This is a genomic window from Streptomyces sp. NPDC058964, from assembly GCF_042741275.1.
Classification (GTDB): Bacteria; Actinomycetota; Actinomycetes; order Streptomycetales; family Streptomycetaceae; genus Streptomyces.
Window position 1 is genome coordinate 1 of record NZ_JBHYKH010000214.1, and the last position, 14209, is coordinate 14209.

General features: G+C 72.8%; 10 protein-coding genes and 1 tRNA gene. 7 read left to right on the forward strand and 4 right to left on the reverse strand.

Annotated elements, in window-relative coordinates:
* Positions 1-57 precede the first annotated feature (57 nt).
* The 4 genes from ACFW2E_RS24680 to ACFW2E_RS24695 all read left to right on the forward strand — a co-directional run bounded on the left by ACFW2E_RS24680 (position 58) and on the right by ACFW2E_RS24695 (position 3426).
* Positions 58-219 (forward strand): hypothetical protein, encoded by a 162-nt coding sequence (locus tag ACFW2E_RS24680; protein WP_384469266.1) that lies wholly within the window; start codon positions 58-60, stop codon positions 217-219.
* Positions 220-357: 138 nt separating this feature from the next.
* A complete protein-coding gene (locus ACFW2E_RS24685; protein ID WP_384469257.1) occupies positions 358-1563 on the forward strand; it encodes a DNA polymerase III subunit delta' in 1206 nt (401 codons plus the stop codon).
* A gap of 91 nt (positions 1564-1654) precedes the next feature.
* On the forward strand, positions 1655-3241 hold the full coding sequence (locus tag ACFW2E_RS24690) for an alpha/beta hydrolase (RefSeq protein ID WP_384469258.1): 1587 nt from the start codon (positions 1655-1657) through the stop codon (positions 3239-3241).
* 108 nt (positions 3242-3349) lie between these two features.
* Positions 3350-3426, forward strand: a tRNA-Thr gene (locus ACFW2E_RS24695).
* A gap of 62 nt (positions 3427-3488) precedes the next feature.
* Here ACFW2E_RS24695 and ACFW2E_RS24700 read toward each other — a convergent pair.
* Entirely contained in the window at positions 3489-4148 is a 660-nt protein-coding gene (locus ACFW2E_RS24700) for an NADPH-dependent FMN reductase (RefSeq protein WP_384469259.1), read from the reverse strand.
* Between the two features lie 148 nt (positions 4149-4296).
* Positions 4297-5691 carry a glycosyltransferase family 39 protein gene (locus ACFW2E_RS24705; protein ID WP_384469260.1) on the reverse strand — a complete coding sequence of 465 codons (1395 nt, stop codon included), beginning with the start codon at positions 5689-5691 and terminating at the stop codon, positions 4297-4299.
* A 415-nt stretch (positions 5692-6106) separates the two neighbouring features.
* On the opposite strand from ACFW2E_RS24705, the gene ACFW2E_RS24710 reads away from it, so the two are divergent.
* Together ACFW2E_RS24710 and ACFW2E_RS24715 are read left to right on the forward strand one after the other, a co-directional pair.
* Positions 6107-7000, forward strand: coding sequence for a glycosyltransferase family 2 protein (locus ACFW2E_RS24710; RefSeq protein ID WP_384469261.1), 894 nt, complete (start codon positions 6107-6109; stop codon positions 6998-7000).
* A 439-nt stretch (positions 7001-7439) separates the two neighbouring features.
* Positions 7440-10766, forward strand: coding sequence for a BTAD domain-containing putative transcriptional regulator (locus ACFW2E_RS24715; RefSeq protein WP_384469265.1), 3327 nt, complete (start codon positions 7440-7442; stop codon positions 10764-10766).
* Between the two features lie 34 nt (positions 10767-10800).
* Here the strand turns inward: ACFW2E_RS24715 and ACFW2E_RS24720 are convergent, their stop codons facing one another.
* Positions 10801-12486, reverse strand: coding sequence for a bifunctional 3'-5' exonuclease/DNA polymerase (locus ACFW2E_RS24720; RefSeq protein WP_384469262.1), 1686 nt, complete (start codon positions 12484-12486; stop codon positions 10801-10803).
* A 49-nt stretch (positions 12487-12535) separates the two neighbouring features.
* Entirely contained in the window at positions 12536-13279 is a 744-nt protein-coding gene (locus ACFW2E_RS24725) for a Clp protease N-terminal domain-containing protein (RefSeq protein ID WP_384469263.1), read from the reverse strand.
* 262 nt (positions 13280-13541) lie between these two features.
* On the opposite strand from ACFW2E_RS24725, the gene ACFW2E_RS24730 reads away from it, so the two are divergent.
* Positions 13542-14209 (forward strand): DUF2786 domain-containing protein (locus tag ACFW2E_RS24730; RefSeq protein ID WP_384469264.1); only part of this gene is annotated, 668 nt, incomplete at its 3' end.

A 14209-nucleotide genomic window follows, 5' to 3' on the forward strand; every position in this document is an offset into this window, starting at 1 on the left:
TTTTAATTATCAGTCTCACACAGATATCTACACTTTCATGTGAGTCGGCAGCTTCATATGTGTATAAGCGCACGGGCACAGCCGCGAAGGCGGCGCTCCGACTGGGCCGAGGAGACCCCGCTGGACGATCTGCCGACGCTGGCGGACGAACTGCTGGGGAACTACGAGGACGACGAGCACGACGAGGGCCGCGGCCGTGGGCGAGGACGCCAGGGCTGACGGTCCGGCCGACGGCGGCCCCGGTGTCCGGTGGGGCCGCCACGGCCGCGGTCGCCGCAGCCGCGGTCCCACGTTGTCGGTGGGCACCCGCACAATGGATTCCGGAACGCGCAACGTGACGGAAGGGCGGCTTGACCCATGACCGTGTGGGACGACCTCGTCGGACAGGAGAAGGTGAGCGAGCTGCTCGCCGCGGCCGCCCGGGACGCCGACGCCCTCGTCACCGCGGCCGCCGCGTGCGCCCCGCTGCCGGAGGCGTCGAGGATGACGCACGCCTGGCTGTTCACGGGCCCGCCTGGAGCGGGCCGCAACCGGACGGCGCGGGCCTTCGCCGCCGCCCTGCAGTGCGTGAGCCCCGACCGTGCCCTCGGCGGCGCCCCAGGCTGCGGTTTCTGCGACGGCTGCCACACCGCGCTGATCGGCACCCACGCGGACGTCACCACGGTGGCCGCGGTCGGCGCCGAGATCCTGGTCAAGGACATGCGCGACACGGTCCGCAAGTCGTTCACGTCACCGGCGAACGGCCGCTGGCAGATCATCCTCGTCGAGGACGCGGAGCGGCTGAACGAGAAGTCCGCCAACGCCGTGCTCAAGGCCGTCGAGGAACCCGCGCCCCGCACGGTCTGGCTGCTGTGCGCCCCCTCGCTGGAGGACGTGCTGCCCACCATCCGCTCCCGCTGCCGCCACCTCAACCTGCGCACTCCCTCGGTCGACGCCGTCGCCGACATGCTCGTACGGCGCGAGGGCATCGAGCCCGCCGTGGCGGCCGCCGCGGCCCGTGCCACGCAGGGTCACGTCGACCGGGCCCGCCGCCTGGCCACCGATCCGGCCGCCCGTGAACGCCGGGCCTCCGTGCTGAAGCTGCCGCTGCGCCTCGACGAGGTCGGTGCCTGCCTCAGGGCGGCCCAGGAGCTGGTCGACGCGGCCGCGGAGGACGCCAAGCAGCTCGCCGAGGAGATGGACGGCAAGGAGACCGAGGAGCTGAAGACGGCCCTGGGCGCGGCCCAGGGCGGACGTATGCCGCGTGGCACGGCGGGCGTGATGAAGGATCTGGAGGACATGCAGAAGCGCCGCAGGACCCGCACACAGCGCGACAGCCTCGACCTCGCCCTGACCGATCTCACCGGGTTCTACCGCGACGTCCTCGCCCTCCAGCTCGGCTCCCGTGTGGCCATCGCCAACGCGGACGCCGAGGAAGCCCTGGGGCGGCTGGCCCGCGGCAGTTCCCCGGAGTCGACCCTGCGCCGCATCGAGGCCGTCTCCGCCTGCCGTGAGGCCCTCGACCGCAATGTGGCCCCCCTGCTCGCGGTGGAGGCGATGACGATGGCACTGAGAGCGGGCTGAACCGGCCGCTCCCGGTTGACGACGTCATCCGTACGAGCCGCGAATGCGTACGTGGAGCACCCGTACCGTCGCCCAGCGTTAGGCTCGCAGGATGCACACCAGGCGAACCCGCCGGAACCGGGCCACGGCCCGGGCGTCGGCCACCTTCCTCGCGGCCGCCGCCCTGCTCGTCACCGCCTGCTCCGCCGGGAGCTCGACCGCGCCGGCCGGTGACACGGCGGAGGCGGCGCTGGCCGCGCTGCCCCGTTCGACACCGTCGGCGCTGGAGCCGTACTACCAGCAGAAGCTCTCCTGGCGCAGCTGCGGTGCCCCGGGCTTCGAGTGCGCGACGATGAAGGCCCCGCTGGACTACGCCAAGCCGGACTCGGGCGACATCCGGCTCGCCGTCGCCCGCAAGAAGGCCACGGGCAAGGACAAGCCGCTCGGCTCGTTGCTGGTCAATCCGGGCGGGCCGGGCGGTTCGGCGATCGCGTACCTGCAGCAGTACGCCGGCATCGGCTACCCGGCGGAGGTCCGCGCCCGCTACGACATGGTCGCCATGGACCCGCGCGGCGTGGCCCGCAGCGAGCCCGTCGGATGCCTCGACGGGCGCCGGATGGACTCGTACACGCAGACGGACGTCACGCCCGACGACCGCAAGGAGACGGACGGGCTGGTCGCCCAGTACAAGAAGTTCGCGGAGGCGTGCGGGGCCAACTCGGCCGGTCTGCTCCGCCATGTCTCCACCGTCGAGGCGGCCCGGGACATGGACGTCCTGCGGGCGGTGCTCGGGGACAGGAAGCTGAACTACGTCGGGGCGTCCTACGGGACGTTCCTCGGGGCGACCTACGCAGGGCTCTTCCCGGAGCGGGTGGGTCGCATGGTCCTGGACGGCGCGCTGGACCCGTCCCTGACCGCGCGCAAGCTCAACCTGGACCAGACGGCGGGCTTCGAGACCGCCTTCCAGGCCTTCGCCAGGGACTGCGTCCGGCACTCCGGCTGCCCGCTCGGCGGCAAGGGCACGACGCCCGCGCAGGTCGGCGACCGGCTCAAGGCCTTCTTCCGCAAGCTCGACGCCCACCCCCTGCCCACCGGTGACCCCGACGGCCGCAAGCTCGGAGAGGCGCTCGCCACCACCGGGGTGATCGCGGCGATGTACGACGAGGCCTCCTGGCCGCAGCTGCGGGACGCGCTGACCGCGGCGATGAAGGAGAGCGACGGCGCCGGGCTGCTCGCCCTCTCCGACAGCTACTACGAGCGCAGCGGCAACGGCCACTACACGAACCTGATGTCCGCCAACGCGGCCGTGAACTGCCTGGACCTCCCGCCCGCCTTCTCCGGGCCCGACCAGGTGAAGAAGGACCTCCCCGCCTTCGAGAAGGCGTCCCCCGTCTTCGGCGACGGCCTTGCCTGGGCCTCCCTGAACTGCACGTACTGGCCGGTGAAGCCCACGGGCGAACCGCACCGCATCGAGGCCGAGGGCGCGGCCCCGATCGTGGTCGTCGGCACTACCCGCGATCCCGCCACCCCCTACATCTGGGCCCAGTCGCTCGCCCGCCAGCTCTCCTCGGCCCGTCTCCTCACCTACGTCGGCGACGGCCACACCGCCTATGGCCGCGGCAGTGCCTGCATCGACTCCGCGATCGACACCTACCTGCTCCACGGGACCCCTCCGCCACACGGAAAGCGCTGCTCATAGCCGCCCCGCCGGGCCCCGGGAGCACCGCTGCCTGGGCGTGGTCGGAGCACCCTGGGAAACTGTGTAGACTTACCGACGTTGCTGATCGCACCATGGTGCGGACGGCGTGCCGCCTTAGCTCAGATGGCCAGAGCAACGCACTCGTAATGCGTAGGTCTCGGGTTCGAATCCCGAAGGCGGCTCCACTGAAGCCCAGCTCGGAGAATTTCTGAGCTGGGCTTTTCTCGGATCACAGGGCGTCCGGGCGTCATGCCTCGGCGCGTTGGGTGATGGCGGCCTCGGTGCGGTCTCCGAGGAACTCGTACCAGCGGCGTTCCAGGCAGACGTAGCGCACGTCCGCTTCGACGAGGCTGAGGAATCCCGACACGGTCTCGGAGAGACGTTGTTGCAGTCCCGGGTCGGCCAGCGTTCCGTCGTCGGCGAAGGCCTGGTAGCTGTCGGGCAGGCTGAACATGTCGGGGTAGACGCGGGTGCCCAGGTGTTCCAGGGGGATCCTCAGGGCCCACAGCCCGCGGTTTCCGCCGACCAGGGACGGTGACGCGGAGACGAGCATCGCGTGCTTGGTCTTGAAGGGCTGCGGCCGGACACGGGAGACCCAGTCGATCGCGTTCTTCAGCACCCCGGGCACGGAGGCGTTGTACTCCGGCGAGGAGATGACGACGGCGTCGCTCTGCTCAAGACGGTCGCGCAGGGCGAGGGCGCCGGGCGGCAGCCCTTCGCCGGCTTCCATGTCACCGTCGTACAAGGGCATGTCGAAGTCGCGCATGGAGGCGAGGTCGACGGTGGCACCGGTGTCGGAGATGAGCCGGGCCACGAGGGAGGCGAGGCGGGCGTTGGCCGAATCGGCCCGCAGCGCCGCGCCGAAGACCAGGACCCGCAGCGGGCCGGGAGGCGTGTCCGGGGGCATGGGCCTTTCCTTCCGTCCGTCGAAGGCGCGCGCCTCCAGTGGGGCGCTCCATTGACCAGTGTGGTTCCGGCGGGACCGCTGTGCGATTCGAAGCCCAGGCGCCGGAGTGCCCAAAAATCGACCACGGACTCTCATCGGCTCACGGAAGTCAGAGCCCGCGCCGCTCGTACACCGTCACTCTGCGACCGCGTGTCTGCTCGTCCGCCACCACCCTGAAGTACCTCTTCAGCACGGAGGTCTTCACTCGGTCCCGCTCCGCGGACACCGGCCTCGCCACGTCCGTCGAGTCCGTGACCAGAAGGATCCGCCGCCGGCCCAGGACCGCGGCCCGGATCCTGGCCGGTCCGGCCTCCACGCCCTTCAGGGTGCCGGACTCCTCCGGGCTCTCCGCGAGGGCTATGTCCCGCAGGCCGGTGAAGGCACGGGGGGAGACCAGCGCGGTGTCGCGCCGGGCCGCCGGTACGAAGAGCACCGCGTCCCCGGTCTTCTTGAGCCGCTGCACGTCCGCCGCCACGGCCAGGACGTCGTCCACCCGGCTCGCGGGGGACCGCTTGGCCAGCGCCTGTGGCAGCAGGGCCGTCGTGGCCACGGCCAGCGCCATGGGAAGGAGCCACGCCGAGGCCCTGGGGAAGCGAGGCCGCGCCGCCCGTACCGCCGCGTCCAGGCCCGCCCCGATCAGCAGGGCGAGACCCAGGAGGCTGAACAGGACGTACCGGTCCAGGAACAGCGGCCGGACCAGGGAGAGGCCGATCAGGCCGATCTGCGGCAGTGCCAGCAGGGGCAGCGCGAGGGCCGGCACCGACAGCCGGCCGGGCCGCGGCCGGTCCGGCAGGGTGCACAGGCCGCCGACCGCCAGCACGACCGCGGGGCCGATCATCATGTGCCAAGTCAGCGGCGGTATCCAGGAGATCTGGTCGGACTGGCCGCGGCTGAACAGGATCAGCGGCAGCGCACCCGCGACGGCGGCCGCCGAGGCCGCCGTCCAGCCTGTCCAGGTCCCGCGCCCGGCACGCGTCCAGACGAGGGTCGCGCAGTGTGCGGGCACTATCAGCAGCGACAGCCAGTTGAGCAGCCCGCACGTGAGGACCGTGCCGCCGTATGCCGCCCAGTGTGCCGCTCCGCCGTCTTCCTGGAGCACCGTCACCAGGAGCAGGGTCGAGATCGCGGCCCCGGCCGCGACCAGCGCGTAAGGGCGGCCCTCCTGGAGATGGAACTGCACGGCCGGGAGCAGCCCGAACGCCAGTCCTCCGGCCAGGCCCGCCCGGGCCCCGGCCAGTCGCCGGCCGATGACCGTCACACAGGCCGTCGCCACCGCCATGGCCAGCACGGAGGGGAGCCGCAGGGTCGTGGTGCTCGCCCCGAAGACCTCGAAGAGCCCGTGCATCAGCAGGTAGTAGAGCCCGTGCACGGCGTCGACGTGTCCCAGCATGTGCCAGATCTGCGCGGTGGACCGCTGTGCCACCTGCCAGGTCGCGGCCTCGTCCCGCCACACGCTGTGCTGTCTGGACAGGCCCCACAGGCCGAGGGCCAGGGTCCACAGCATCGGGACCGGCCAAACGGGAAAGCGGGGGTGGTGAGCTGATGTGGGGGAGTGCATGCGGGTGTCGAGGGCCTCGGGGTAGCGGTGCGAACCGGATTCGGCGGTTCAGGGACATGGCGAAGACGTGCCGTCCAGTCGCTGGGTTGCCTGAGGCGAGAGAAGGGGGTGAAGACCACACACGGGGACTCGTCGAAATGCGACTCGGTGTCGTCGACGGGAAGGTCGCCGCGCTCGGGGACGACCGGTCGGGACTGAAGTTCGTGTGGCCCAAGGAAAACACGGGACAAAACCGGAGCAAAGGCCCGGCCAAGTGAACCGGCGTCAGGAGAACCGGATGACCTGAGGCAACATCTTGGTGAACGGCGAGCACCGCGCGGTCGGACGCGGAAGCCGCCAAGGGCCGGATGGGGTGGAGGACATGGTGGAGCCGAGGATCGCCGTCGCCGTGGTGACCATGGGGAACCGGCCCGCCGAAGTCGACGCCCTGCTGGAGTCGGTGGCCAAACAGGACGTGGCCCCGGCCCGGATCGTGATCGTCGGCAACGGGTGCCGGCTGCCGGAGTTCGCGCGGCGGCTGTCGCTTCCCGGCGAGGTCACGGCCATCGACGTCGACGAGAACCTCGGCTGCCCCGGCGGGCGCAACGTCGCCCTCGCCCGGCTCAGGGAGTTCGGCGACGTCGATGTCGTCGTCGAGCTGGACGACGACGGGCTGCTGGTCGACCCCGACGTACTGCGCCGTGTACGGGATCTGTACGCAGCCGATCCGCGCCTGGGCATCATCGGCTTCCGCATCGCCGACGAGCACGGGGAGACCCAGCAGCGACACGTCCCCCGGGTCGGTTCCTCGGACCCGATGCGGGGCGGCTATGTGACCGGGTTCCTCGGCGGCGGACACGCCCTGAGCATGGCCATGCTCGCCCAGACCGGGGACTGGCCCGCCGAGTTCTTCTTCGCGCACGAGGAGACGGATCTGGCCTGGCGGGCCACCGACGCCGGATGGAGGATCCTCTACGCGCCCGAGCTGCTCCTCCAGCATCCGAAGACCTCGCCCGCCCGGCACGCCATCTACTACCGGGTGACCGCCCGCAACCGGGTCTGGCTGGTCCGGCGTCGGCTGCCCCTGCCGCTGGTCCCGGTCCACCTCGGGGTCTGGACGTTGCTCACCCTCGTACGCACCCGCTCGGTGGGCGGATTGAAGGCCTGGTTCGGCGGCTTCGTGGAAGGGCTGCGGGAGCCGGCGGGCGAGCGGCGGCCCATGCGCTGGCGGACGGTGTGGCGGCTGACCCGGCTGGGGCGCCCGCCCGTCATCTGAGGCCGGGAAGAGAGAGAAGGAACCGGGTGACGAACCCGGGCAGGGAGCCGAAGAAGGGACGAGAGCCCCGGTCGTTCACCTCCGCCGACCGGGGCTCTCTTGCGTCCCCGGATCCGGCCAACGGCGACACTCCCCCGAGTTGCGCGTCTCACGCGCGCGCCGTCGGACCAGATCCGATGCAGTGATCACATCAGGTCGCGCCAACGGATCGCTAACATGTGGCCAACGGTTCTCCCGCAGGTCGCGGACCGGTTGGCGCGAAGTCGACGCAGAGCGACGGGAGTATGCCGGAACCGTAGCGGATTACGGTCCGCAACGGCAGGGAGAGGGTGGCGGGAAACCGCCCTGGGTAGGGCGGAAATCCGCCATGGACGGCGGGCGTGCCCGTCGGGGGGGCACGGTCGGACGTGATCGTGCGGGAAGGCAGTGGGGCAGCGTGATGCGGCGGTGCGGGCTGCGGTTCGGGCTGCTGGGACCACCTGTTCTGTACGACCGAGCGCCGTACGGTATTTCGTACAACGGCGAGCCCGGCGCCGCCGACGACATCGAACGCGCCGGGCACGGTGGCGAGTACGACGTCCTCGACAGTCCCCGGAACGGTTCCTGGAGCGCCTCCGGGCCGCCGGTCCGGGCGATCGGCAGTCCCAAGGTGCGTGCCCTGCTCGCCGCGCTGCTGCTGGAGGCCGGACGCGTCGTCTCGGTCGACTCGCTCACGGACGCGCTGTGGGGTGGTGCGCCGCCGGCGTCCGCGCGGGCCTCGCTGCACAACCATGTCACCAGGCTGCGCCGGCTCCTCGACGAGCCCGAGCGACTGCGGGCCGTACCGCCGGGGTATCTGCTGCGGGTCGACGACGGCGAGTTGGACGTCCATGTCTTCGACGCCCGGGTCGCCGAGGCGCGCGCCGCCCAGGCCGGCCGGGACTGGGCGGAGGTGCTCCGGGCCTGCGCGGCGGCGCTCGCGCTGTGGCGCGGCACCCCGCTGAGCGGGCTCTCCGCGGAGTTCGGCGGATACGCCCTCGTGCAGCGTCTCGAGGAGGCGCGGCTGCTGCTCATCGAGTGGCGCTACGACGCCGAGCTCGCCCTCGGCGGAACACGACTGGGCGGTCTGGTACCGGAGTTGGCGGCCCTGGTCGCCGAACACCCCCTGCGCGAGGCGTACCACCGCCAGCTGATGCTCGCCCTGCACCGCACCGGCCGTCAGGCCGAGGCCCTCGCCGTCCACCGCGATCTGCGCACCCGCCTGGTCGAGGAGCTGGGCGTCGAGCCCGGCCCGGCGATCCGGGAGGCCCATGTCGAGGTGCTGCGGGGGTTCTCCGCACCGGTCGACGGGGGAGCGGACAGCAGGGAGACGCCGTACGACGGCCGCGCGGAAGCCGCGGGCTTCGAGGCCGAAGCCGCCGAGGTGTCATCGTCCCCCGCTGGTGGTGAGGGCGCACCGCCGGGGCCACGGCCGTCCGCGTCCGGCGACCAGGACCGGCCGGGCGACCAGGACGGGCAGGGTGACGCGGGCGGCAGCCCGGACCCGGCGCAAGGCCGTGTGACCGGCGACCGGCCTCCCGCTCCGGCCCAACTGCCGCCCTCACCGGCCCACTTCACCGGACGCGCCCCCGAACTGGACGATCTGCGCCGCACGGTCGCCGATCCGTACACCCCCGCCGTCGCCGTCATCACAGGCATGGCCGGTGTGGGCAAGAGCGCCCTCGCGCTGTACGCGGCACACCAGTTGAGGGAACGTTTCCCCGACGGTCAGCTGTACGTCAACCTGCACGGCGCGACCCCGGGCGTGTCCCCGCTGGCCCCCGCGCAGGCGCTCGCCGCGCTGCTCCGGGACCTGGGCGCGGACCCCCGGAACATCCCCGAACACCCGGACGCGGCAGCCGCGTTGCTGCGCTCCCTGCTCGCGCCGACCCGCACGCTGATGGTGCTGGACGACGCCGCGAACGCCGCACAGGTACGGCCGCTGCTGCCCGCCGGCGCCGGATGCGCGGTGATCGTCACCAGCCGTTCGCCGCTGACCACCCTCGACGGCGCCCGTCGCTTCCCGCTGGAGCCGCTGACCGGCGAGGACAGCGCGGCGCTGCTGCGCGCGGTGAGCGGGCGCAACGGGCTCGACGCCGCGCACCCCCTTGTCGGCCTCACCGGCCGTCTGCCGCTCGCCCTCCGCGTGGTCGCCGCCCGGCTCGCCGCCCGCAGGGCCCTCACCCCGGACGTGCTGGCCGGTCAACTGGCCGCCACGGAAGGGCGGCTGCACCACCTGGAGTACGACGACCTGAGCGTCCGCAGCTCCCTGGCCGTCGCCCACGACGCGCTCGCCGCCTCCGAGCGGGAGGCTGACCGGGACGCGGCCCTCGCCCTGCGCCGCATCGGGGCACTCGATCTGCCGACGTACGGCGCACCTCTGCTCGCCCGCCTCACCGGCACGGACGAGCGCCGTGCCGAGGCCGCCCTGGACCGTCTGCTCGACGTGGCCCTCCTGGAGGAGACGGCGTACGGCCGTTACTCCCCGCACGACCTGGTCCGTGACTTCGCCCGCGAACTGGCGGGCGCCGCGACGGCCGCCGGCGGCCGCGCCGCCCCCCGCGCCCCCCCCCGCGGCGCCCTCCGCGGGTTCCCCGCCGTCGCCCCACGCCTCGCGAGCCCGGTCGTCGAACCAGGCCTCGACCAGGAGGACCGCCGCCGCCCGACCTCCGCGCAGCCGCCCGGGCACGCCGCGGACGTGGCGGCCGTACCGCCCTTCGAGTCCTCCGAGGACGCCTTCGCCTGGGGCGATGTGGAGCTGGAGAACATCGTCGCCCTGGTGGAGCGGTATACGGACGTGTTCCCGGACGCACGGCACGCCGCCGGCCCCCCGGCCACCGGGGCGTCCGGCGACCGCGAGGCCGTCGCCCACCTCTCCGCCCTCGTGCGACTCGTCTTCCCGTACGTCCAGCGCAGCGGCCGCGTCGCCGAGATGGAGGTGCTCGGCCGGGCCGCCCTCGGCGCGGCGCGATGGCTCGGGGACGAGGCCGCCGAGGCCTACGCGCTGGGCGACCTCGCCGGGCTGCACTTCCTGACGGGACGCCACAACGACGCCCTCTGTCTCAACGACCGGGCCCTGGAGATCTGGCAGCGGCTCGGCAGGGTCTCCTGGATCCGCCGCTGCCTCAACAACCGGGGGCTGCTGTTGGAGGGCCTGGGCCGGTACGACGAGTCCGGGGACGCGCTGCGGCAGAGCCTCGGGTACTCGCGGCAGCTGGACGATCCCTACGGCGAGGCCATCACCCACAGTCATCTGGGCAACCTGTACGAGCACACCGACCCCCGGGCCGCCATCGAGCAGCACCGGCGCTCGCTGGCGATCGGGGACGCGATCGGCGCGGTCATCGTGCAGCTCTCGGCGCACTGCAACATCGGCTACGCCCATCTCACCCTCGGTGAACCGGCCGCGGCCGCCGAGCACTTCGAGGAGAGCCTGCGCATCCTCGGCGGTCACGGCGACTGGCACGGCGAGTCCCAGACCCGGCTCGGCCTGGTTCGCGCGCTGCGGCAGCTGGACAGCGACAAGCGTGCCGCGCACGAGTGCAGGGAGCTGATGCGACGGGCGGACGACCGTGCCGACCGCTATATGGGCGGTCTCGCCCGCCACCAGTACGGGCTCCTGCTGCGCGCGCGGGGGCGTGCCGAGGAGGCGTGCGAGCAGTGGCGCGCCGCCCTCGCCGCGCTGGACGGGACGGACGCGAAGGCGGTCGTGGCGGAGCTGCGCGAGCTGCTCGACGGGAGCTGCTGACCGCCGGGGCCGGAGGGCCTCGGTGCGACCGGCCTCACTTGGCGTCCGCGTAGCACTCCACCACCGCCGTGGTGAACGGGAACCGGACCGGTGTCTCTCCGAAGGTCAGCCGTCCCGCCAGCCCGGCCGCCTCCCCGATCGCCGCCACGACGGTCTGCGCCTCCTTCTCGGGGCAGTGCACGATCACCTCGTCGTGCTGGAAGAAGACCAGCTCGGCCGCCATGTCCGCGCAGGTGCGGCGCAGCGCGGCGAGGAGCAGCAGGGCCCAGTCGGCGGCGCTGCCCTGGACGACGAAGTTGCGGGCGAAGCGGCCGCGGGCGCGGGCGTTGGTGGAGGCGTAGCCGGGAACCCACTGCTGTCCCTCGGACTCGTCGTCCCCGACGGGGATGCCCGCCTCCTCCTCCGCGTCCTCGCCCGCCCCGGCGGCAGGTGGGCAGGTCCGCCCCAGCCAGGTCCTGACGAGCCGTCCTTCCTCACCGGCACGCGCGGCCTCGTCGACGTACGCCACCGCCTTGGGGAACCGGCGTCTGAGCGCGGCGAGGTTCTTCAGGCCGTCGCCGGACGTCTGGCCGTAGACCGCGCCGAGCACGGCGAGCTTGGCCTGGTCGCGGTCGCCCGAGAAGGCGCGGTCGGAGACGGACTGGTACAGGTCGGTCCCGCGGCCGGCCACCTCCATCAGCCCGGGGTCGCGGGAGATCGCCGCCAGGACACGGGGTTCCATCTGGTCGGCGTCGGCCACGACCAGCCGCCAGCCGGGGTCGGCGACCACGGCCCGCCGTATCACCTTGGGGATCTGCAGTGCGCCCCCGCCGTTGGTCACCCAGCGCCCGGTGACCGTCCCGCCCGCGAGGAACTCCGGCCGGAACCGCCCGTCCCGCACCCAGTCCTGCAGCCAGGACCAGCCGTGCGCCACCCAGATCCGGTACAGCTTCTTGTACTCGAGGAGGGGTTTCACGGCCGGATGGTCGAGGGACGCGATCTCCCAGCGGCGCGTGGACTTCACCTTGATCCCGGCCCGCGCGAAGGCCTTGACGACGTCGGCGGGCAGATCGGGCCGCACCCGGTGGCCGAACGCGGCCGACACCTCGTCCGCGAGCTCGGCCAGCCGGCGGGGCTCTCCGCCGCCCGCGTACCGCTCGCCGAGCAGTTCGCGCAGCAGTTCGCGGTGGACGTCCGCGCGCCAGGGCAGGCCGGCCCGGTTCATCTCGGCGGCCACCAGCATCCCCGCCGACTCGGCGGCGGTCAGCAGCCGCATCCGGTCGGGGTGGGCGGTCGTGTCGTGCCGCCGCTGCTGCTCGGCGTAGACCGCGAGGAGGTCGGTGAGCGGCAGGCGGACGCCCTGCGGCTCGAACAGCGGGGACTGCGCGCCCGGTTCGGCGGAGCGCAGTGGTGGATCCGGCGGTACGGGGCCGCCGCGCAGCCGGGCCAGGGCGGCTGCCGCCGAGCGTGGCTCGCCGTACCGCCCTTCGTGGCCCAGCAGGAGTGTCTCGGCGTCCTCGATGTCGTAGCACCGCTCCACTCGCACCCCCGTGGCGAGCAGACGCGGATAGACCTCGGGGGTCGACCGCCACACCCAGCGCGTCACCTCCGGTCGGCCCCGCACCGCCTCGGCGAGATCGGGCTCCCGCCGCACCGGCCCGGCGGGCAGCCCGTCCGGACCGAGGGGGGCGAGCTCCACGCCACCGTCCTCGGCCGGGGCGAGAGCCCAGCGGTCGGTCATGGTCGCGAGTGTGGCAGGTGGCACTGACAATCCGTCGTGACCTGCGGTTTCAGTCCTCCGACCGGTCCTCTTCCCGGGTCAGGACCAGCTGCGACAGCACCTTGGCGACGTACTGTTCGGTCTTCTGCTTGCCGACGCCGAGCCCGCTGAGGACGCCGTCTCCGTTCTCGTACTCCAGCAGCGCCAGCAGGATGTGCTCGGTGCCGATGTAGTTGTGGCCGAGGCGGAGGGCCTCCCGGAAGGTGAGTTCCAGGGGCTTCTTGGCGGCTGCGCCGTACGGGACCAGCTCGGGCACGTCCCGCGCCGCCGGCGGCAGCGCGGCGGTGGCCGCCCGGCGGACGGCGTCGAAGGAGACGCCCTGCTCCTCGAGCGCCTTCGCGGCGAGGCTCCCGGGCTCGGCGAGCAGGCCGAGGACGAGGTGCTCGGGCAGGACCTCGGAGTTCCGTGCGGCCTTGGCCTCGTTGTGCGCGGCCATGACCACGTTCTGCGCTCGGGGGGTGTAGCGGCTGAAGCCCTGGGCGGGGTCGAGGCTGGTCGACTCCTTCGGTACGAAGCGCTTCTGCGCCGCCTGCCGGGTCACGCCCATGCTCTTGCCGATGTCCGTCCAGGACGCGCCCGAGCGCCGCGCCTGGTCGACGAAGTGACCGATCAGAAGGTCGGCGACGTCGCCCAGGTGGTCGGCGGCGAACACCGCGTCCTGGAGCTGCTCGAGGGGTTCGGTGTGGACCTTCTTGATGGCCTCGATGAGGTCGTCGAGACGTACGGATGCCTTGCCGGGAGGGTTCGTCGTCATGTGTCAACCATAGGTTGACAGTCGGCCACCGTCAACCCGAAGTTGACATCTCCGGCTTCTGGTCACGCCGGGGCCGGGGGTGACGCAGAGCGCGAAGGCGGCTGCCGGGAAGGCCGCGTGGAGAGACATGTCCACCCTGGCGGCCGTGCTCGGCGGGGATCTCCCGCAGGACCGACCGCATTCCGGGGAACGGGACGTGAGGTTGTCCACAGGCTGTGGACAACCGCGGTCGGCCGTCGGCGGCACGTGACAGGATCGACGGGTGAGCAGCAGCACGACCAGCACCGTGGAGCGAGCCTTCCGGGCCGCCCTCTACGACGACACCGACTCCGGCCTCGACGCGGGCGCGTCCCTCCTCGCGGCCGACCCCGCCGCGGACACCGAACTCGCGCGGCGGGGCCAGGACTTCACGGCGGGCGCGTGGCGGCGCGGCTGGCAGCCCGCCGACCTCGTACGGATCGTCCGGCGCGCGCGGGACGACACGCACGTGCGGCTGGTGGCGGCACTGATCCGCGCCCAGGCGCCGCACGACCGCCCGCGCGGGCCCCGCTGGACCGCCCAGCTCGACGCCGTGCCGGAGCAGGCACCGCCCCGCACCGACCGCTTCTCGCACGCCACCGCCGTACTGGAGCTGTACCGCCTGCTGCTGCGGCTGCCCGTGCTCGAACCGCTGGAAGCGCCGAAGGCGCCGGGCGCGCCTCGCGGCGAGGCGCGCCCGGAGTCCCGCGCCCTCGCGCGTATCCGCGCGCTGCTCGCCAAGGCGGAGGCGACCGGGTTCCCGGAGGAGGCGGAGGCGCTGAGCGCCAAGGCGCAGGAGCTGATGGCCCGGCACAGCGTCGACGAGGCGCTGCTGGCGGTCGGCGCCCCCTCGCCCGACGCGCCGGGTGCCTGCCGGATCGGGGTGGAGACGCAGTACGAACAGGCCAAGGC

What these genes read in the sequence shown, in the direction of transcription:
- ACFW2E_RS24680 (WP_384469266.1), top strand. Translation starts at nt 58, where the DNA reads ATGTGTATAAGCGCACGGGCACAGCCGCGAAGGCGGCGCTCCGACTGG.
- ACFW2E_RS24685 (WP_384469257.1), top strand. Translation starts at nt 358, where the DNA reads ATGACCGTGTGGGACGACCTCGTCGGACAGGAGAAGGTGAGCGAGCTG.
- ACFW2E_RS24725 (WP_384469263.1), bottom strand. Translation starts at nt 13,279, where the DNA reads ATGACGACGAACCCTCCCGGCAAGGCATCCGTACGTCTCGACGACCTC.
- ACFW2E_RS24690 (WP_384469258.1), top strand. Translation starts at nt 1,655, where the DNA reads ATGCACACCAGGCGAACCCGCCGGAACCGGGCCACGGCCCGGGCGTCG.
- ACFW2E_RS24715 (WP_384469265.1), top strand. Translation starts at nt 7,440, where the DNA reads ATGCGGCGGTGCGGGCTGCGGTTCGGGCTGCTGGGACCACCTGTTCTG.
- ACFW2E_RS24710 (WP_384469261.1), top strand. Translation starts at nt 6,107, where the DNA reads ATGGTGGAGCCGAGGATCGCCGTCGCCGTGGTGACCATGGGGAACCGG.
- ACFW2E_RS24720 (WP_384469262.1), bottom strand. Translation starts at nt 12,486, where the DNA reads ATGACCGACCGCTGGGCTCTCGCCCCGGCCGAGGACGGTGGCGTGGAG.
- ACFW2E_RS24705 (WP_384469260.1), bottom strand. Translation starts at nt 5,691, where the DNA reads ATGCTGTGGACCCTGGCCCTCGGCCTGTGGGGCCTGTCCAGACAGCAC.
- ACFW2E_RS24700 (WP_384469259.1), bottom strand. Translation starts at nt 4,148, where the DNA reads ATGCCCCCGGACACGCCTCCCGGCCCGCTGCGGGTCCTGGTCTTCGGC.